The following is a 19,865-nucleotide window of genomic DNA, read 5'->3' as shown; positions in this document are numbered from 1 at the left end:
AGCTGGATCAGCCAAAGATACTGGCCGTTACAAAAGCCACTGACGACATGCCAGTGGCTTGAAAAGGTCATTCATTCATTATTTGACAGAGTAGGAGTAGATGCTAACGCCGCCGTCATCCCATACTTTGAGCGTTACATATCCAGGCTTCTGGAACTGAAACGTAAGCTTTCTGCCATCGAATACTACGTTTCCGACCAGGTTGGCTCCTTCTGTGAACTCATAGTCATTGCCGTATTTTGTATCCCAGTTGCCAACATACACGACTCTACGAGAAGCTTCAGTCACTGCTTGATTAGTTGAATCTACGGATACTTTTGCAAATGTCGGAGTGATGCTGCTGCCAAGAACAAAAACAAAAGCGAAAGCCCCAGCACTCAATTTTTTCCACATAAGCGATTCCTCCCAGAAAATTGTATTTTTCTTACATTTTTATAATATAACTGTTATCTAATAATTGTATATATTAGGAAATTACTATTTTTGTTTTTCCAATTGTTATAAAGAGTCTCAGATTTTGAAAAAGTTAGAATCGCTCCTGCTACTTCATTACTTTTACGGTCAGGAAGATTATTCAGTGAATGAGTCGAATACATGTCGAAATTTCGACATTCCTGTCGGTTCCAGTTGTTTTATTGGTAGGGCTGTCGTTTTGTAAGAGCAAGCAGAAGTAGTACGAAGAATTAGGATTCGTGTCGAAAACACATTAGTATAAAGAGAAACGAGGAGTATCAAAATTCCTATTGACTCGAAAACTACAACCGTGTATACTTCGTAATTGTGAGTGAATCTGCAGGAATCATTCGGGACCATAAGTCACCTTCAAGTATGATGAAAAGGCTTATATGAGGTATTCGGAGATCAGCAAAGCGCTCTTGCTTTTAAAGCCAGTAGGTCGGGAATGCGCATCTTCCTAGGGCTTTCTATTATCAACCTGCGGTCGTGGTGGAATTGGCAGACACACCATCTTGAGGGGGTGGCGGGGCGACCCGTGCGAGTTCGAGTCTCGCCGACCGCATTATGTTCTGAAGCGGGAGAAATCCTGCAATCTGGCCCGTTGGTGAAGCGGTTTAACACAGCAGCCTTTCACGCTGTCATTCAGGGGTTCGAATCCCCTACGGGTCACCACTTTTTTGGCATACGGGTTTTAGACTAAGCCTTTTCCGAAGGCTTTTTTTTCTGCTTACTGGCATGGATTCGAATAGAACCGAATAAAGGTGGGAATGGTGATAGAAGTGCCTCTTTTTTTTCCCACTTTTGGGTCATTGCGATATACTGAATTTTGAGGTACACTCCCAATTGAGAGAGAGAGAAGAGTAAAAATTTGGAAAAACACTGCCTGAATCAAGAAAAAAATAAGATTTAGGTCGAGGAGAAGAATCCATGAGTGAATTGAAAGAGATCATTGAGGGACTGTTCATCGGATTTACTAGTACGGTAGGTGTAGTAAGTACGTACCAGACACTTGTTTCATGTGCGGGCTTGTTCCGTAAAAAGGAGCAGGTTACACATGAGCCACAAAAGACATTTGCCGTCCTGGTTGCAGCACACAATGAGAGCGCCGTAATTGCGCCGCTTATCGAGAATTTGAAGAAGCTGGATTATCCGCGCGAGATGTACGATATTTTTGTTATCTGTGACAACTGTACGGATAATACAGCCGAGATCGCACGTCAGCATGGAGCCTATGCTTGTGAGCGTTTTGACACGTCGAAGCGAGGCAAAGGATTCGGGATTGAATGGATGCTGGAAAACCTGTGGGCAAGGCCTAAGCAATATGATGCCGTCGTGATGTTTGACGCTGACAACCTGGTAGAAAAGAACTTTTTACGTGTCATGAATGACCGCTTGTGTAAAGGAGCACGGGTCATCCAAGGATACCTTGACTCCAAAAATCCATTTGATTCGTGGATTACGCTTTCATACGCTGTGACTTACTGGTTCACAAACCGCATGTGGCAATTGGCACGTCACAATCTGGGACTTCCAAACACTTTGGGAGGAACAGGGCTTTGCATTGAAAGCAACTTGTTAAAAGAGATGGGCTGGGGAGCTACCAGCTTGACGGAAGACCTGGAGTTTGCCACCCGCTGTATTGAGCGGGGGATCTACCCGACATGGGCCCATGATACAAAGGTGTGGGATGAGAAGCCGATCGACTTGAAAGCTTCTATGCGCCAGCGCTTGCGCTGGATGCAGGGTCATTACGATGTGGCCGGCCGCTATATCGGTTCGGTGCTGAAGAATGGCCTGCTCAAACGTAAACTAGGCATGCTTGATGCGGCATTTTACCTGTTTCAGCCGATGTATGTGCTGATGGTAACGATGATGTCGATCCTGTTCCTGGGCCGCTTTTTGGAGATCGAGATGCTCATGCCGGCGGCAACCATATTGCCAACCTGGCTTGTTTATGGCTCGACAGCAGTCTTCTACATGCTGCCGCTTCTTGCGCTCTATCTTGATAAAGTGCCGTGGAAAGGGTACTTTGGGCTATTGCTGCTGCCTTTCTTCTTCCTGACATGGCTGCCGATCATGTTTTATGCATTTTTTACAAAGAAGAACCAAGTGTGGAGCCACACATCGCATACTCGTGCGATACGCATCGAAGAGATTCAACAATAGCACAGCGTAAATGTAAAACCACAGGGAAAACGTACCCTGTGGTTTCCTGTATTGCGCTTCCCCTCTCGACCTATCTGTCTGGTATAATGGAGAAGTCGCATCTGAAACACTTTATGCAAAAGAACCGCGGTTATGGTATCGCGAAACGTATATAATGAGTTGTTGGACAGTTTCTCAGGAGGCTACGGGCAGGACTGTGGACGAGGTTTCAACCGAGAGTGGATTCGAAGAGCATGGCCGCCAAGAAGGGAGATAGGATGATGAATATGCAAATAAAACCGTTGGACACCCCGCAACTGTGGGGCGACAAACGTTATCATACATGGAACTACCATCTCCGCCAAACATTTCAGGAGAAGGTGTTTAAAGTGCCGTTGGATGGGGGGTTCAGTTGTCCGAACCGGGATGGCAGCGTCGCAACGGGAGGCTGCACGTTTTGCAGTGCCAGGGGATCGGGAGACTTTGCCGGGGATCGACGGATGGATCTGGAAAGGCAGTTCCATGACGTGAAAAACAGAATGCATCAAAAATGGCCGGAAGCGAAGTACCTTGGTTTCTTTCAGGCATATACCAATACCTATGCTCCCGTGGAAGAGCTGCGCGAGATGTATGAGGTCGTACTGAAACAGGAGGGAGTCGTCGGACTTTCAATCGCCACACGCCCTGACTGTTTGCCGGATGACGTTGTCGAATATTTGGCCGAGCTGAATGAACGAACGTATTTATGGGTAGAGCTCGGCTTGCAGACCATCCATGAACGGACCGCACAATTGATTAACCGTGCGCACGATTATCAGTGCTACCTGGACGGCGTGGAAAAGCTGCGGAAGCATAACATCCGCGTCTGCTCGCATATTATCTACGGTTTGCCAGGCGAAACGCACGAAGACATGATGGAGACGGCCAAAGCTGTGGCCAATCTGGATGTCCAGGGCATTAAAATCCACCTGCTGCATTTGCTGCGCAAGACTCCGATGGTCAAACAGTATGAGGCTGGCCTGCTGGAATTTTTGACACAGGAGGAATACACCAAGCTGGTGGCCGACACACTGGAGATTTTGCCGCCGGAGATGATCGTGCACCGTGTCACCGGAGATGGACCGCCTGATCTTCTCATCGGTCCGATGTGGAGCCGTAAAAAATGGGAAGTGTTGAACGGAATTGATGCCGAGCTCGTTCGCAGAAACAGTTGGCAAGGGAAGTTTCATACACCGTGTTCTCGATAAGAAAGAGGGCGTCCTCAACCGTCTCTGGCGGTTGGCGGGGCGCCCTCTTTTCGTCTCATGGTTTGTGCAGGGCTTTTCTCGCTCTGCCCGGGTAATTGGTGATGATGCCGTCAACGTTCATTTTGGCGGCATCACGTATGCCGGCAGTTGAATTAATGGTCCAGCCGACGACGCGAAATCCGTTCTCTTTTGCCTTGCTGACCAACGCGGAAGTCAATTGATCTTTGGGTACGTGCAATTCGTCGACGCGATACCGGCTCCCGACCTCCCAAGGGTTATGGAGCGGCCCGATATACAGCAAGGCGGTCGTCTGATTGGGATCAAGCTCTTTGACAGCAAGCAGACTGTCAAAATTAAAAGAGGAGATAACTGTGCGGCTCGTCAAATCGTATTGTCGGATCAGCCCGATCACGTATTCCTCCAGTTGGGGTTGGGCAAAGAAGAAGTTTTTGAGCTCGATGCAAAAACGCAGTTTCGTCGGGGCAAATGTGTGGAGCACCTCGCGCAAAGTAGGGATTCGGATGTGCTTTTGGCGTGATGGAACGGCCTTGTCAGCGCGAAATTTTTTCAGCTCTTCCCATGTATGCTGCCGCACGGTTCCACGTCCGTTGGTGGTCCTCTCGAGGTGGTGGTCATGAATCACGACCACCTTGTCATCCTTGCTCAACTGAACATCCAGCTCAATCCCGTCTGCGCGACGTCGCACAGCGGCGCGAAAAGCCTCCATCGTATTTTCCGGATAGCGGCCGGAAGCACCGCGGTGAGCGTAGATCAGTGGTGTCAAGAGAGCTTCCTCCTTCCGTTCGGTCCTGCACAAGTGGTCCTATTACATACATATGTATTGCGCCCCTCGCTACTACCAGAAGAGAGGGGCGCAATGGTATTTACGTACATGAGCAAAGCACGATAACGAGCAAAATGAACAGGACCAGTATAAGGGTACTGTTGTTGTTCCGGCTGCAGCTCATCTGATTCTCTCCTCTCGGCAGTCTAGCGTACTTTATCCTATGTCTGCCTGTCGTGATTGGCACTCGCCAAATACCTACGCAGTTTTGTACAGTCTGGAGGATGAATGATCTGAGCGACATGATACAATAGCAGCAAGAGAAACAACGGGAGGGGCGGTTAGTCATGCTTGATGTGTCTGCGATGATTTCAACAGGAGATCTGGTTATTGATCACCGGAACAAACGGGTGAAAGTACATGTTTATGACCCGGAAGCCATTACTGACTTGCACGGGAAAATGATCGAATGCGCCCAACAGTCTGAAGCGACAAAGTTGATTGTGTACGCAAAACGAAAGGATGTGCCGGCCTGGCTTTCACTCGGCTACCGCCAGGAAGGAGTGATCGACGGTTTTTTTCAGGGAGAAAACGCGTACATGCTCGCCAGCTTTTTGACAGAGGAGCGGGCCACCTCCATGCACCATCTTGCCGAGGAGGAGATCCTGCAGCTCAGCTTGTCCAAGCGCCCGGAGACAAAAACGCTGCCGGTAGGGTACAGCTTGCGCGAGGCAACCGAAGAAGATGCCGAGGAGCTTGCCAGTCTGTATAAGACGGTGTTTGCTACTTATCCGACCCCCATGGATGATCCAGAATACGTTCGAAAGACGATGAGGGAATCAACCTACTATATCGTCGCTGAGCATGATGGACGGATCGCCTGTGCGGCCTCGGCGGAAGTGACAGAGCGTTTCGGTTCGGCGGAATTGACGGACTGTGCCACGCATCCGGACCACGCGGGGAAAGGGCTGCTTCAGCCGATCTTTACGGCGCTGGAAGAAAAGATGAACGGGCAGGGCATTTATTACTTGTACACCCTGACCCGCGCCCAATCGGCTGGAATGAATATTACAGCGGCAAAACACGGCTATGCTTATCGAGGCCGTTTGATAAACAACTGTACGATCTTTTCCGGCTATGAAGACATGAATATATGGGTGAAATCGTTGCGCCCGACCCGGGAGTAGCCTTTCCGCGTTCCTTACTCCGGCGGAAAGAGCTGTTCCTGCAGCCGGCGCGCCATCAGCGCCAGTTGCAGCTGCCATCGCTGGTGGGCGTCGTCCAAATCACAGCCTGTTTTCTCTCTGATTTGCGCCAGCCGGTATGTGAGCGTGTGCCGGTGAATATATAGAGCCTGAGACGTTTGTAAACCATTTCCGTTATGCATAAGGTACATGTCCAGCGTCTCGAGGAGCTGCTGCTTATGCTTCTGATCGTAGCGCAGCAGAGGCTCCAGAAACGGCTTCCAGATCGCCTCAAGCATTTCGGCTTTGTGATGGTACGGAAAGAGAAACTGATAGCCTTGCATCTGCTGGTACGACAGCAGAGCGGGAGAACGCACCAGCAGCGGGTAGGCCTGCAGGGCAAAGAGCGCTTCTTGCACGGCTTCGTCCAGTTCGGTCAGGCGTCCGCGTGGGGAGCTCAGTCCAATTCGCAGGTCGTGCTCGCGATGAAGCCTGTCCCAACGGGCAGCGAACTGTTCCAGCAAAGCAAGACTGGTCTGGTCATGCGGCATGATGAAAAACAAAGAGTGTGGTCTCTCCCGCAGCAGATAGGGGCGATTGTGCGAGTCAAACAATCGCTTCATGAGTGTTATGCAGGCCTGATGAAGCTCAAAGGAAGAGCGGTCGACAGAGGCCTCTACCTGCACGGCCGCGACAAAGTGAGCACCGGACAACGGATAGCCGAGCATGCGGCAGCGGCTCTCCAGTTCGGCAGGAGCCAGTTCTGTGCCGCTGAGCAGTTCTTCCACGAAATCTCCTTTTAGTCTCCATTCCGTCGCTGCTACCGCGTTTTCTTTGATATATTCCATCGCGCAAAGCGTAGCGGCATGCTGCAGCGCTACATCATCCAGATCTTTCCACTCTTCCCTCGGCTTGGCCAATCGCAGTGTCCCGAACTTCTCGCGATGGGCCCGAATTTCAACCGTATGGATCTGCTCTTTTTCCTGGTCCTTGCCGCTTCGATCGGCCTGCTGTCCAGCGTCCCCTTCGTGATTGCCGTAAACCTTGAATCCGAGCGCGTCTGTCAAAGAAACGCGGCCGCCTGTCAGTGACGCCAGCTTCTCCACGATTGCCCGGAGTCCGCCTTTGGAGAGGGCGGCTTCAATCATCTGACGGTGTATGGCTTGCGAATAGGCGAGCGTTTCGAATTGCCGATTGACGATAGGTTGTAGGATTGCTTTGGTAATCGTTGAAAAGTTCATTTCAACGGGAATTTCGATAAGCGGCAGGTGGTGGCGGTCGGCCATCTCGATCAAATCAACAGGGATTTCCCGCAAATAAAAGCCGGTATGAAAGGCGATGCCGCTAAGTTTTTGCTTGGCCAGCGCCGGGATGAGGGAGGCCCTGCGCTTCGCGTCTTCGGCCAGACCAAAGCCGGTCGTGATCAAAAACTCGCCTTCCTGCAGACGTCCTACGTCCTCCAATACCTCTACAATTGTCACCCAGCGGATGGGATTGTCCAAGCCCTCTGCGCCACCGACCAAACGAGTTTGAACCATGTCAGGGAGCTGCAGCGCTTCGCGTATGGTGATCGTCATTTTTTTCGAACCCCCTACGAATCTCTTATACAAAATGTATAAAACATTCCGTCTCTTTGTCACGCTTTTTCTTCCAGGCAGTCGAATGGCACCGTCATGCTCATTCGCTACGATAAGGGAAGAGAGAAGGAGAGGTGGCTAGCATGCAGAGAAGTTATGTCATAAAGCCTGAGCTTGGCAAAGAGTATCCCCGGGTTTCCCATGGCAAAGGGATTTACCTGTACGATACGTCGGGCAAACGATACATCGATGGTTGTTCCGGTGCGGTAACGGCCAGCATCGGCCACGGCGTCGAGGAAATTGCCGAAGCGATGGCGGAGCAAGCACGCAAGGTCTCTTTTGCGTACCGTTCGCACTTTAGCAGCGAGGCAGTCGAAGAGCTGGGCGCCAAGCTTGCCGAATGGGCTCCGGGCGAGCTCAATTGGAGCTTTTTCGTCAACAGCGGCTCCGAGGCGACGGAGACGGCGCAGAAGATCGCGATTCAATACTGGCAGGAGCAGGGAAGACCGTCGAAGACGAGAATGATCTCCCGCTGGATGAGCTATCACGGCATTACGATGGGGGCGCTGTCGATGTCCGGGCATGTGCTGCGCCGCAAGCGGTTCGTTCCGCTGTTGGCTGATTATCCGGCCATCTCGCCGCCGTATCCGTACCGCAGACCGGATGGCATGTCCCTGGAGCAGTACGCGAGGCTTTGTGCTGATGAGCTGGAGACGGCCATTTTGCGGGTCGGTCCGGAGCAGGTAGCGGCTTTTATCGCCGAACCGGTCATCGGCGCTTCTGGCGGCGCTGTCGTGCCTCCTGACGGCTACTTCCAGCGCATTCGGGAGATTTGCGACAAATACGACGTCCTGTTTATTGCCGACGAGGTCATGACGGGGGTGGGAAGGACGGGCGAGAAGTTCGGGATTGACCACTGGAGCGTCAAGCCTGACCTGATAACGCTCGGCAAGGGGATGAGCGCGGGCTACACGCCGATGGCAGCAGCGATGGCCACGGAAAAGATCATCGATACGATTACACGCGGCTCCGGTCTGATCATGGCCGGACACACGTACAGCGCGAACCCGCAGTCCGCAGCCGTTTCGCTCGCCGTGCTTCGCTACGTGGAAGCGCACAACCTGGTCGAGAAGGCAGCTGTACAGGGAGCCTACCTGCTCAGAAAACTGCGGGAGCTGGCGGACGAGTCTCCGCTTATCGGAGAAGCGCGCGGTCTCGGGCTGTTGTGCGGTCTGGAGTTCGTCAAAGACAAACGGACCAAGGAGCCGTTCCCGCTTTCCAGGGGAGTTGCAGCGCGGGTCATTTCCCGGGCGTTCGAAAACGGCCTGCTCGTCTATCCGGCGACAGGAGGATTGGAAGGCGTAGCGGGCGACTCGGTCATCCTTTCGCCGCCGCTGACGATTACGACAGAGGAAATTGACGAGCTTGTAGACTTGCTGAAAAAGTCCGTTCAGCGTGTACAGGAAGAAATGAGACAGGAAATGCAACTGACCTGATCCAGGGGAGGAGGACACATGGCGAACCAGTTTGACAAGGTAATCACAGTCGAAGAAGCACTCGCCCATTTTCATGACGGAATGACGCTGATAGCGGGAGGCTTTGGCGGGGTAGGCAATCCACCTACCCTGATCCAGGGCATTCTCGACAAAGGAATCAAAGACATCACGCTGATCAGCAACGATACGGCATTCCCACATATCGGCGTAGGAAAGCTGGTGACAGAGCGGCGGGTCAAGAAAGTGATCGCTTCGCATATCGGCTCCAATCCGAATGCCGGGGCGCAAATGACTGCTGGAGAGCTGGAGGTGGAATTTTGTCCGCAGGGCATCCTCGCAGAGCGTGTACGCGCTGGCGGAGTGGGTCTGGGCGGAATTTTATCCGATATCGGCATCGGCACCATTGCGGAAAAAGGCAAGGAAAAGGTGTTGGTGGGGGGCAAGGAATATTTGCTTGAAACGCCCTTGACTGCGCAGGTAGCCATCGTACATGCGAAAAAGGCGGACCGCTTCGGCAATCTCGTCTACGACACCAGTGCCCGCAATTTCAATCCATTGGTAGCAATGGCGGGCGATATCACGATCGTCGAAGCTGACGAAATCGTGGAGATCGGAGCGCTTGATCCGGAAGAGATCGTCACACCTGGCGTCTTCGTCAACTACATCGTGAAAAGCGAGGGGGTGAACTGGCAATGGGCGTGGGAGAAGTAAAAGAAACGGAAAGCTTTCGTGAGAAGATCGCGCGGAGAGCGGCGCAGGAGATCGAGGACGGCATGATCATCAATCTGGGAATCGGCATTCCCACGTTGGTTGCAGACTTCATTCCAAAGGACAAAAAGGTTCTGTTTCACGCGGAAAACGGCATCCTCGGCACGGGTCCGAGCCCCGCTCCGGGAGAAGAAAATCCGATGCTGTGCAATGCCGGCGGCTTTCCCGTCACACTGGCGACCGGCGCTTCCTTTTTTGACAGCGCCACCGCTTTTGCCATCATTCGCAGGGGTCTGCTGGACATGACCATTCTCGGCGTTCTGGAGGTCAGCGAGCGCGGAGACATCGCCAACTGGATCGTGCCCGGGAAGCGCGTGCCCGGCATGGGCGGCGCGATGGAGCTGGCGCAGAAGGCAAAGAAGGTCATGGTGTTGACGACGCATCTGGACAAAAACGGGAGGTCGAAGATTGTGCGTGAATGCTCCCTCCCTTTGACTGCCGTAGGCGCAGCCCATCTGATCATCACCGATATGGCAGTGATGGAGGTTCGGGAGGATGGCTTGTATTTGAAAGAAGTCATGCACCCCTATACGGTGGCGGACGTGATCGGAGCCACAGAAGCGGAACTGAAAATGGACGAAGAGGTCAGAGTTTTCCGATAAAGGAGGATACCGATGACAAACTGGCAAGCGCTGATACGGGAGCAGATCGAGAAGGAACGGGCTGCCGCAACGCAACTTCTGCAGGAGTGGGTTCGCGAGCCGAGTGTTCAGGGAGAAGAGCGTTCCATCCAGGAAAAAATCGCGCAAAGACTGCACGCCATGGGAATGGAAGTGGATCTTTGGGTGATGGGAGGAGAGGAGCTGCTGAAGCATCCCTATTTTGTATCGCCGAGAAGCGAATTTTCAGGCAGTCCGAATGTCGTCGGCGTCTGGAAGGGAACCGGCGGCGGCCGCTCGATCATCTTGAACGGACACGTGGACGTGGTGCCTGCCGGAGACCCTGCGCAATGGTCACACGATCCGTTTAGCGGCGAGATCGAGGAGGGGAAACTGTACGGGCGCGGCTCCACCGACATGAAGGGCGGCAACCTCTCCTCGCTGCTGGCGATTCAGGTCCTGCAAGCGCTGGGCATCCGGCTGAAGGGAGACGTCATCTTTCAAAGCGTCGTGGAGGAGGAGAGCGGCGGAGCGGGGACACTCGCTGCAATCCTACGCGGATACAAAGCGGATGCGGCATTGATTCCGGAGCCGACCAACATGAAGATCTTCCCCAAGCAGCAAGGCTCGATGTGGTTCAGATTGACGGTGAAAGGCCGCTCTGCACACGGAGGCACACGCTACGAAGGAGTCAGCGCCATCGAGAAAAGCATGCAGGTCGTCACCGCGATCAGCAAGCTGGAAAAAGAGCGCAATGATCGAATCGTCGACCCGCTTTACGCAAAGCTGCCGATCCCGATCCCGATCAACCTCGGCGTGATTGAGGGTGGAAAATGGCCGTCTTCCGTAGCCGATCTCGTCAAGCTGGAGGGACGGATGGGGGTAGCCCCGGGCGAGAAGATGGAAGCTGCGAAACGAGAAATGGAAGAAGCTCTCGCAGCGCTTGCCCATGACGACCCGTGGTTCGCGGAGCATCCGGTTGAATTGGAGTGGTTCGGGGCCCGCTGGGTGCCTGGTGACGTGGGTGAAGATCATCCATTGATGGAGATTTTGCAGGATCAATTCCTCAAGGTAACCGGTGAGCGGGCGGTCGTGGAGGCATCGCCATGGGGAACGGATGGCGGGCTGCTGACAACCTTGGCCGATACTCCTGCGATTATCGTAGGCCCGGGTACAACGGCAGTCGCCCATTATCCGAATGAATCCGTCGAGCTGGATGAAGTATTCCGCTGCGCGGAGATATTTGCCCTGACGCTTATGGAGTGGTGCGGCTACGAAACAAAATGATGTGGTCTTGATAAAGAGAAAAGGGATGAAGGGAGCAGATCAAAAATGGATTCGACGACTACAAAGTACATTCAGATCAAAACACAGATTCCGGGACCAAAGGCTCAGGAGCTTCTGGCACGAAAGGAAAGCCATGTGCCGCGCGGTCCGTTCAACACCTTGCCGACCTTTGTCCAGAAGGCGGAAGGAGCGCTTCTGACTGATGTCGACGGAAATACGTTTATCGATTTTGCCGGAGCCATCGGGACGATCAATGCCGGCCACTGCCCGCCTGCGGTGGTGGAAGCCCTGAAGGAACAGCTTGATCAGTATATCCATACCTGCTTTCACGTCATGATGTACGAGCCGTACGTCAAACTGGCCGAGACTTTGAACAGAATCACGCCAGGGACGCATGCAAAGAAAACATTCTTCCTTAACAGCGGTGCGGAAGCTGTGGAAAATGCGGTCAAAATCGCCAGAAAGTACACGGGGCGAAAAGCGATTATTTCGTTTGAACGCGGCTTCCATGGCCGTACCTTGCTGGCGATGTCACTTACGAGCAAAGTGCGTCCGTACAAATACCAGTTCGGCCCGTTTGCTCCCGATGTGTATAAGATGAGCTATCCGTACTACTACCGTGCAATGCCGGGAACGACTCCGGAAGAATGCGACGAACAAGTGCTGAGACGCTTCGAAGACTTCTTCCTGGGTGAAGTGCCTGCGGATGAAGTCGCGGCCGTCATTATGGAGCCAGTTCAGGGCGAGGGCGGATTCGTGGTACCGTCCAAGCGTTTTGTCCAAGGGGTAAAAGCAATCTGCGAGAAGCACGGCATCCTGTTCATCGCCGATGAAGTCCAGACGGGTTTTGGCCGCACAGGCAAAATGTTTGCGATGGAGCATTTCGGCGTAGAGCCTGATTTGATTGTCATGTCCAAATCGCTTGGGGCCGGGCTGCCGATCAGTGCAGTTACTGGCCGGGCTGAGATCATGGATGCTCCCAATCCAGGGGAGATCGGCGGAACATATGGAGGCAGTCCGCTCGGGTGTATCGCCGCTCTGAAGGTGATCGAAATGATGGAGCAGGAAGGCTTCATGGACAGAGCCAACCAGATCGGAACCAGGATTTTGCAGTGCTTCGAAGGCTTCAAGCAACGCTTTGAACAGGTAGGAGATGCGCGCGGCATTGGAGCGATGTGTGCTATCGAAATCGTCAAAGACAAATCAGGCAAAGAGCCAGACAAGGAATTGACGGCAAAAATTGCGCAAGCCTGCTGCCAGCGCGGGTTGGTCGTACTCACGGCCGGTCTTTACAGCAATGTCATCCGGATTCTCTCTCCGCTCGTGATTGACGACGAACAATTGGAGGAAGGTTTGGGTGTGATGGAGAAAGTGTTAGAGGAACTGTGTACGCCTTCACAAGCATAAAGGAATGGCTAGAATAGCGCGGACTGAAAGACGTATATCGGGAAAACTCATAGGAGAGTCGATGAGAGGGAGGCTGGATGGATGAAAAAAGCGTGCTACATTGGCGGGCAGTGGGTGGAGGCCAAAAACTACGCGCCGCTCTACGCTCCCTACAGCGGGGAACAGATAGCGGAAATCGCGCAGGCTGACGCCGAACTGGTAGAAAAGGCGATTTCCGCAGCTCAGGAGGCTTCGATGGTAATGCGGCGCATGCCTGCTTATCAGCGTGCGGCTATCCTGGAGAAAATTTCATTCATCATGGACGAACGGCTGGAGGAGGCTGCCAAAATTATTGCGCTGGAGGCAGGCAAGCCGATCAAAACCGCTCGCGGCGAAGTGATCCGTACAATACAGACTTACAAATTCGCTGCGGAGGAAGCAAAAAGGATTCACGGCGAAACACTGCCGCTGGATGCCGCCATCGGAGGAGAAGGGCGCCTTGCATACACCGTGCGTGAGCCTTTGGGCGTGATTGGCGCGATCACTCCTTTCAATTTCCCGATGAATCTGGTCGCCCATAAAGTTGGTCCGGCATTGGCTGCAGGGAACACCGTCGTGCTCAAGCCGGCATCCCAGACGCCTCTCTCCGCATATTTTCTGGCGGAGGTTGCCGAGCAGGCCGGAGTGCCAGCGGGAGCACTAAATGTTGTGACCGGCAGCGGAGCAACAGTAGGCGATCTCCTCGTGACAGACCCGAGGGTGAAAGCACTGACCTTTACCGGCAGCCCGGCTGTCGGCATCGACATCCGCAATCGGGCCGGACTCAAGCGGGTTACGTTGGAGCTGGGCTCCAATTCTGCCGTCATCATCGATAAAGGGGTAAATCTCGACGAGGTCATCCCGCGCTGTATTTTTGGCGCATTTGCGTACTCCGGACAGGTATGCATCTCCGTACAGCGGATTTATGTGGTCAGGGATGAATACGAGACATTCGTGGAGCGCTTTGTGGCGGAGACCAAAAAGCTGGTCGGCGGCGACTCTCTGTCCGAGGAAGCAGACTACTCCGCGATGATTTCTCCGAAGGAAACGGATCGGGCCTTGGCCTGGATCGAGGAAGCCAGGGAGAGAGGCGCCAGGGTAGAATGCGGAGGAAAAGCAGATGGACGGGTGCTGCAGCCTACCGTATTGACAGGAGTTCCGGCAGACGCCAAACTGTCTTGCCAGGAGGTATTCGGACCGGTCGTCCTGATCAATCCGGTGGACTCTGTAGAGGAGGCGATTGAGTTCGTAAACGATTCTCGTTTCGGCCTTCAAGCCGGACTCTACACGCAAAACCTGTCACTCGCACTGAAAGCGGCAGATGAGCTGCATGTTGGCGGCGTCATGATTAACGATATCCCGACCTTCCGCGTCGACCATATGCCTTACGGCGGTGTCAAGGAAAGCGGCATGGGCCGGGAAGGAATCAAATACGCGATCGAAGAGCTAACGGAGTTAAAGCTGGTTGTCGTGAAGCGATAGGTTTCAGGAAGAGAAAGCTGCTGTCAAAGGCAATTGACAGCTGTTTTGAGGCCGGTACAGGAAACGAGCTTCCCCGTTTGGAGGAAGCTCGTTTTTGTAAAAAACGGTTGCTTTCAGGGGAATGAGTATGTTATAGTATAACTTGTTCAACCATGCGGAGGGATACCGAAGTGGTCATAACGGGGCGGTCTTGAAAACCGTTAGGCGGCAACGTCACGGGGGTTCGAATCCCTCTCCCTCCGCCATAAGAAAGCACTGCGAACAGGTCTTGCACCTGTTTTTTCTTTTTTTCAGATACCCCATCTATTCAAAACCGCTTGACGGGAGAAGGTCGTCAAGCGGTTTCCTTTATGATCGCTTCATGGAAGCTTCTTCTTTTTTCAATTGCGCATCGAGAACAAAATTTCCAAACGGGATCAAAGACGCGACAAACGCGCCGAGCGCCCGCAGGATCGACCACCGGTTTGCGAAAAAGACATGGGCGAGTGCCAGCATGAACAATACGAAAAACACGCCATGCAAGGAACCGGCAATCGTCACAGCTTTTGGCATCTCCAGAAAATATTTCAGTGGCATGGCAATTCCAAGCAGGACGAGGTACGAAATTCCTTCGATGAGGCCGATAAAACGAAGACGGCCAAGGGGCGTTTTTAGCAAGGGGAACACCTCCAGTGAGTAAAGAACCAGTCTCCACTTATTCTATCGAGTTAAAGGGCATGTATCAATGGAACATAGGCAATTTTGAAATTTTTGCGATACATTTATGGCAAAAACCAAAACTTTCTTCCGTAGCCATCGACTTCATATCGCATGGTATGTACCCTTTGATATATTCTGTAGGTAAGCACTCAGACTAAACTTCTTGGGGGCTGCGGCGACTTACTAATGCAGATCGGGTCGCCGCATTTTTTTTGATTGGAGTAGGCAGGTTAACGGACCGGATTGAAACCATGCAAATATGGAAAGCGGGAGTTGTCGCGCTCGGGCAAAAAGAATTTGTCCAAGGTGCGGCTTGTTTCCGTTTACTAATATATCCCGGTTGAGTATATACTCGAATATATACTATACTATAGATACAACCTCATAACCTTGAGTTCTTCTCCCTGACTGATTTCGAGTCAGGGGTTTTTTACATTGCATGGATATATCGGGAAAGAATAATGATTCTATTTTTCTGAATATTCATTGTATAATAGAGGCAGGAAAAATGACGGAGGGATGTCCATGAAAGATATTCAGCGGGCGAGAAGGAATACGCTGGGAGATATTTTGCGCAGAAGCCGAGGCAGATTTCCGCAGAAGATTGCATTGCGCTTTGGGAACGAGGCGCTTACATACGAACAACTGGACATCCTGGCCAATCAGGCAGCGCATATGATTTTGGCGTCTGGACTGCAAAAGGGAGACAGGGCAGCTGTGCTCTCCCGCAATTCAATGGATTTTGTCATTCTCAACTTTGCCCTCGCCAGGGCGGGAGTGATTATGGTCCCGATCAATTACATGCTGAACGCTGACGACGTGGCCTTTATTCTGGGACATGCCGATGTGAAAGCGATCTTTGCCTCCCAGGAATTCCATCCAGTCGCCGACGAGGCGATTCGCCGATCAGGCTGTTCTCCGGTCCTGAGATGCTCGATCTCCGAAAAAACAGAGCAGGCAAATGACTGGGGCCATTTCCGTACGCAGCTCGCCCAATCGAGTACAGAGGAGCCGGAGCTGGAACTGGAGGATGACGATGTTGTGCATATTCTCTACACCAGCGGGACGGAATCCAGGCCAAAAGGAGTCATGCTGACGCATAAGAGTGTGCTGACAGAATACGTCAGTACGATTATCGACGGTGGAATGACCGAAGACGATGTCGCTATCCACGCTCTCCCGCTTTTCCATAGCGCCCAGCTGCATTGCTTCCTGGGGCCGTACGTCTACCTCGGTGCGAGCGGAATTATTTTGGAGCAGGCACAGCCTGCGCTCCTGCTGAAAACTGTCGAGGAGTACAAGGCGACACAGCTCTTTTGCCCCCCGACCGTCTGGATCGCCCTGCTCCGTTCTCCTGAATTTGCGGAGCGGGACTTGTCTTCATTAAAAAAATGCTACTACGGAGCAGCAATCATGCCTGTCGAAATCTTGAAAGAGCTGGGGCGGAGGCTCCCGAACGCGCAGTTCTGGAATTTTTACGGCCAGACAGAGGTAGCCCCGCTCGCTACTGTCCTAAAGCCCGCGGATCAAATCCGCAAAGCTGGCTCCGCCGGCAGACCGTCTCTGAATGTGGAAACGAGGATTGTCGACGATTCCGGCCAGGATGTGCCCCGCGGTACGGTGGGGGAGATCGTACACCGAACCAGCCATGCTATGCTGGGGTACTTCCGCGATGAAGAAAAAACGTCCGCAGCCTTTCAGGGAGGCTGGTTCCACAGCGGTGACCTCGGCGTCATGGACGAGGAAGGATATATTACTGTCGTTGACCGAAAAAAGGATATGATCAAATCGGGTGGAGAAAACGTCGCAAGCAGGGAGGTAGAAGAGGTGATCTACCAGCACCCGCTTGTTTCTGAAGTAGCCGTGATCGGAATCCCTGATCCATACTGGATCGAGGCGGTCGCCGCAGTCGTCGTTCCCAAAGCGGGAGAAGCCTTGACTGCCAAAGAGCTGCTTGACTTTTGCAAAGCCAGACTGTCTGCGTTTAAAGCTCCGAAGCATATCGTCCTGGCAGAAAACCTCCCGCGCAATCCAAGCGGAAAAATACTAAAACGGGAACTGCGGGCAAAGTACGAGAGTCTGGCCTCGCAGCAGAGCTAAAAAAGGCAGCCTTGTCAAAACGGATAAAGAATGCGAAAAAACCGCTTGATCGATCAGGCGGTTTTTCCCATGATTTTACGGTTCTACTTTCAGGCCTTCGAGCCAATCAGCGTAGCAGGAACTGCAAAGCAGCTCGTTCTTTTCCTCTGTCCCTTGAAAGAACGTGATGAGATGTGCCGTTTCGGATTCGTGCTCACAATAGTAGCAGGTGTAGCTCACCAGATGTTCCTCCCCATGTAGATGATCGTCAATGATATTGTTGCCGGAATAAAAACAACCAACTCACGAATGAGTTGGTTGTCGAGTCGCCATTATTTCACAGTGGCTACTGTGGATTTCTCTGCATGGATTGTTTCAAAGCGGTAACCATGTTCTTTGAGGAACTGGATTACGGCTGGAAGGGACTTGGCCGTTGCGCTCTTGGTCGCGGCGTCGTGCATCAGTACGACAATTTCTTTCTGATTTCTTACCTGCGCCTTTATATTTGCCAAGGCCGTTTCTGGCGTATACTTGCTGCTGCGGGCATCCCCGTTTGTGATATTCCAGTCAATAAACGTATAGCCGCGTTTGGCAGCCTCCGTTTTGATGGCACTCATCACCGTATGCTGGTTATTGTAGAGCGCTGCGTTCTGGTAGGTCTTGCTGACGGTATTGGTGCTGCCGCCTGGGTACCGAAAGACAGTCGGCTTGATTCCTGTTGCCTTTTCGATCAGTTGATTGCCTTTTTCCAGATCGGCGAAAAAGGAGGAGAGATCTTTATAAATCGTGCGATAGTTGTGGGAGTATGTGTGTCCTCCTACGACATGCCCTTCGGCAATCGCCCGTTTCAAGATCGCTTCGTGTCCCGGCACGCTTTTCCCTACGACGAAAAAGGTCGCCTTGACGTCATGGGCCTTGAGGATGTCCAGCACCTCAGTTGTAATTGGAGAAGGACCGTCATCAAATGTCAGATACGCCACTTTTTCCTGCGTCTGACTGCCGCCCGGCTTAGCTGGCGTCTGGTCGGTTGACGGAACTGAAGGTACGGCGGGTTTTGCCACCGGCTTCGGTTGTCCCGCCACAGACGGTTGTTTAGACTCGGGCAGTCCTGCCGATCCGCCAGACCCTGGAGTTGGCGTTGCTGTCGCAGTGCTGTTGTTTGATTGGTTCGGCAAAGGCGTTTGCGCGGCTGGCTTCGTCTGGGCTGTCGGCTTCGTCTGCGATTGTGAGCTGGCTGGACCTGGCTTGCCGGGAGCAGCAGGTTTTGCCTGTGAAATGCCCTTCTTTGATTGAATGGGCTGAACAGGAACGTAAGGCTGGTCATTGTAGATCAAATAGTTGCTGCGAAGCTTGCGAAATGCTTCCAGATCTTTTGCATACTTCTCCTCAATCTGTTTGGGGGACAGCCCCTGCTCCAGGTACTGGCCGATTTTGTTTGTTCCCATCACCAGATCAAACATCACTTTTGTCTTTCCGCTCTTCGGAACCTTGAAATGATTCAATTGATGAGCGTAGGCCAAAGCGTAAATCCCCGTTTTGGCCGGATTGAACAGATGAGGATTGGTGATCTGGAGCCGGACGCCGCCTTTTGAATCTTTCTTCTCGGGGAGAAAAACGACACCAGGCAGCAGCGCTCCGTTTAACAGATCAGCGTATTTGCCCGAATCGATCCCTTCGCCGCCGATCCAGCGGAAATTGTCAGCCTGGACGATTCCGGTTCCTTCTCCCAGGCCGGTTGCCATATAACCGAATACAGCAGCCAGATCCGGTATTCGCGGAGAGCTCGGAATCCAGTGCAGTCCGGTATCCTGGAACAGCATTTGACGCGTATAACCTTTCATGGGGATAACGGTCAGGTTTGCGTCGATGTTGCGGTTGAAAAATTGCGCCAGCTCGCCGATTGTCATCCCGTGTGCCATCGGGAGGGTGTCCACACCGACAAATGAGCGGTAGGCAGATTCCAGAACGGGCCCTTCGACAATGGTTCCGCCAACAGGATTGGGCCGGTCCAGTACGATGATCGGTTTGCCCTGCTCCTTTGCCGCCGTCATGCAGTATTGGAGAGTGGATATGTACGTATAGGTACGGGCTCCAATATCCTGCAAGTCGACCAGCAAAAGATCAATGCCAGCGAGCATTTGCTTTGTGGGCTTTCTTGTCGAACCATAGAGGCTGTAGACAGGAATGCCGTAGACGGGATGCTGGTAGGAGGCAACGTATTTGCCGGCCGGTGTTTTCCCGTCCAGACCGTGCTCCGGTGTGTACAAAGCCGCCAGTGTCACCGATTTGTCCCGGCGAAGCAGGTCGATCGTGCTGATTCCTTGACTGCTTACACCTGTTTGATTTGTGACAAGGCCGACTTTTTTTCCTTTGATGACATGGTGAAATTGGTCGAATAGCACGTCGCTTCCGAGCAGAACCGCAGAAGTGTTCGCAAAGCTTCCACCAGGAGGAATGAGGGTTAAAATCAGGACAAGAATGAGGAAGGGGATAAATCGTTTCATAGCTTCGGCCTCTTTCGGGAAAAATGTCGTCGATGTATGTTCATTGTAGCGTGTTTTTGTAGCAAATTGGTTTCATTTTTGTAACAATTTGAAAATAGGAAAGAAGTCGGAGGCAAGAAGTCACCTATCACGT

At 52.6% G+C, this 19,865-nt stretch carries 16 protein-coding genes and 3 tRNA genes; 13 read left to right on the top strand and 6 right to left on the bottom strand.

Annotated elements, in window-relative coordinates; genetic code table 11:
* Positions 1-78: 78 nt before the first annotated feature.
* Positions 79-393 carry a hypothetical protein gene (locus V5G20_RS17635; protein WP_003387497.1) on the bottom strand — a complete coding sequence of 105 codons (315 nt, stop codon included), beginning with the start codon at positions 391-393 and terminating at the stop codon, positions 79-81.
* Positions 394-936: 543 nt separating this feature from the next.
* Here V5G20_RS17635 and V5G20_RS17630 point away from each other — a divergent pair.
* The 4 genes from V5G20_RS17630 (at position 937) to V5G20_RS17615 (ending at position 3,848) form a co-directional block, all read left to right on the top strand.
* Positions 937-1,018, top strand: a tRNA-Leu gene (locus tag V5G20_RS17630).
* A 33-nt stretch (positions 1,019-1,051) separates the two neighbouring features.
* Positions 1,052-1,128: transfer RNA gene (locus tag V5G20_RS17625), tRNA-Glu, on the top strand.
* 255 nt (positions 1,129-1,383) lie between these two features.
* On the top strand, positions 1,384-2,622 hold the full coding sequence (locus V5G20_RS17620) for a glycosyltransferase family 2 protein (protein WP_003387495.1): 1,239 nt from the start codon (positions 1,384-1,386) through the stop codon (positions 2,620-2,622).
* 257 nt (positions 2,623-2,879) lie between these two features.
* Positions 2,880-3,848, top strand: coding sequence for a TIGR01212 family radical SAM protein (locus V5G20_RS17615; protein ID WP_422387976.1), 969 nt, complete (start codon positions 2,880-2,882; stop codon positions 3,846-3,848).
* 55 nt (positions 3,849-3,903) lie between these two features.
* On the opposite strand, the gene V5G20_RS17610 is transcribed toward V5G20_RS17615, so the two are convergent.
* Positions 3,904-4,632 (bottom strand): glycerophosphodiester phosphodiesterase, encoded by a 729-nt coding sequence (locus tag V5G20_RS17610; RefSeq protein WP_024985115.1) that lies wholly within the window; start codon positions 4,630-4,632, stop codon positions 3,904-3,906.
* A gap of 347 nt (positions 4,633-4,979) precedes the next feature.
* Here V5G20_RS17610 and ablB point away from each other — a divergent pair, with 347 nt between their 5' ends.
* The gene (ablB, locus tag V5G20_RS17605) at positions 4,980-5,819 is read left to right on the top strand and encodes a putative beta-lysine N-acetyltransferase (protein ID WP_024985116.1); all 840 of its coding nucleotides are present in this window, start codon (positions 4,980-4,982) and stop codon (positions 5,817-5,819) included.
* Positions 5,820-5,833: 14 nt separating this feature from the next.
* Here ablB and V5G20_RS17600 read toward each other — a convergent pair whose 3' ends face one another.
* Complete coding sequence (locus V5G20_RS17600; RefSeq protein ID WP_031931727.1) at positions 5,834-7,393, bottom strand: PucR family transcriptional regulator; 1,560 nt, start codon at positions 7,391-7,393, stop codon at positions 5,834-5,836.
* A gap of 143 nt (positions 7,394-7,536) precedes the next feature.
* On the opposite strand from V5G20_RS17600, the gene V5G20_RS17595 reads away from it, so the two are divergent.
* The 7 genes from V5G20_RS17595 (at position 7,537) to V5G20_RS17565 (ending at position 14,695) form a co-directional block, all read left to right on the top strand.
* On the top strand, positions 7,537-8,889 hold the full coding sequence (locus V5G20_RS17595; protein ID WP_338461503.1) for an aspartate aminotransferase family protein: 1,353 nt from the start codon (positions 7,537-7,539) through the stop codon (positions 8,887-8,889).
* 18 nt (positions 8,890-8,907) lie between these two features.
* Positions 8,908-9,600: a 3-oxoacid CoA-transferase subunit A gene (locus V5G20_RS17590; RefSeq protein WP_003387489.1), complete on the top strand. Its 693-nt coding sequence runs from the start codon at positions 8,908-8,910 to the stop codon at positions 9,598-9,600.
* Complete coding sequence (locus V5G20_RS17585) at positions 9,582-10,259, top strand: 3-oxoacid CoA-transferase subunit B (protein WP_003387488.1); 678 nt, start codon at positions 9,582-9,584, stop codon at positions 10,257-10,259. The genes V5G20_RS17590 and V5G20_RS17585 overlap by 19 nt, the downstream gene beginning before the upstream one ends.
* Positions 10,260-10,271: 12 nt before the next feature.
* Positions 10,272-11,543: a peptidase gene (locus V5G20_RS17580; protein WP_003387487.1), complete on the top strand. Its 1,272-nt coding sequence runs from the start codon at positions 10,272-10,274 to the stop codon at positions 11,541-11,543.
* A gap of 45 nt (positions 11,544-11,588) precedes the next feature.
* Complete coding sequence (gene gabT, locus V5G20_RS17575) at positions 11,589-12,950, top strand: 4-aminobutyrate--2-oxoglutarate transaminase (protein WP_122957759.1); 1,362 nt, start codon at positions 11,589-11,591, stop codon at positions 12,948-12,950.
* 81 nt (positions 12,951-13,031) lie between these two features.
* Complete coding sequence (locus tag V5G20_RS17570) at positions 13,032-14,450, top strand: aldehyde dehydrogenase family protein (protein WP_122957758.1); 1,419 nt, start codon at positions 13,032-13,034, stop codon at positions 14,448-14,450.
* Positions 14,451-14,606: 156 nt separating this feature from the next.
* Positions 14,607-14,695 (top strand) — tRNA-Ser (locus V5G20_RS17565).
* A 103-nt stretch (positions 14,696-14,798) separates the two neighbouring features.
* On the opposite strand, the gene V5G20_RS17560 is transcribed toward V5G20_RS17565, so the two are convergent.
* Positions 14,799-15,107: a DUF3817 domain-containing protein gene (locus tag V5G20_RS17560; RefSeq protein ID WP_003387482.1), complete on the bottom strand. Its 309-nt coding sequence runs from the start codon at positions 15,105-15,107 to the stop codon at positions 14,799-14,801.
* Positions 15,108-15,674: 567 nt separating this feature from the next.
* On the opposite strand from V5G20_RS17560, the gene V5G20_RS17555 reads away from it, so the two are divergent.
* Positions 15,675-17,249 (top strand): acyl-CoA synthetase, encoded by a 1,575-nt coding sequence (locus V5G20_RS17555; protein ID WP_338461497.1) that lies wholly within the window; start codon positions 15,675-15,677, stop codon positions 17,247-17,249.
* Positions 17,250-17,324: 75 nt separating this feature from the next.
* Here V5G20_RS17555 and V5G20_RS17550 read toward each other — a convergent pair whose 3' ends face one another.
* Together V5G20_RS17550 and V5G20_RS17545 are read right to left on the bottom strand one after the other, a co-directional pair.
* A complete protein-coding gene (locus V5G20_RS17550) occupies positions 17,325-17,468 on the bottom strand; it encodes a hypothetical protein (RefSeq protein WP_003387480.1) in 144 nt (47 codons plus the stop codon).
* Between the two features lie 92 nt (positions 17,469-17,560).
* A complete protein-coding gene (locus tag V5G20_RS17545; protein ID WP_251237705.1) occupies positions 17,561-19,732 on the bottom strand; it encodes an exo-beta-N-acetylmuramidase NamZ domain-containing protein in 2,172 nt (723 codons plus the stop codon).
* Positions 19,733-19,865 lie beyond the last annotated feature (133 nt).

It is taken from the genome of Brevibacillus borstelensis (assembly GCF_036700025.1).
In the GTDB taxonomy this organism is placed as follows: domain Bacteria; phylum Bacillota; class Bacilli; order Brevibacillales; family Brevibacillaceae; genus Brevibacillus; species Brevibacillus borstelensis.
This window is presented reverse-complemented; position numbering and strand designations above follow the sequence as displayed.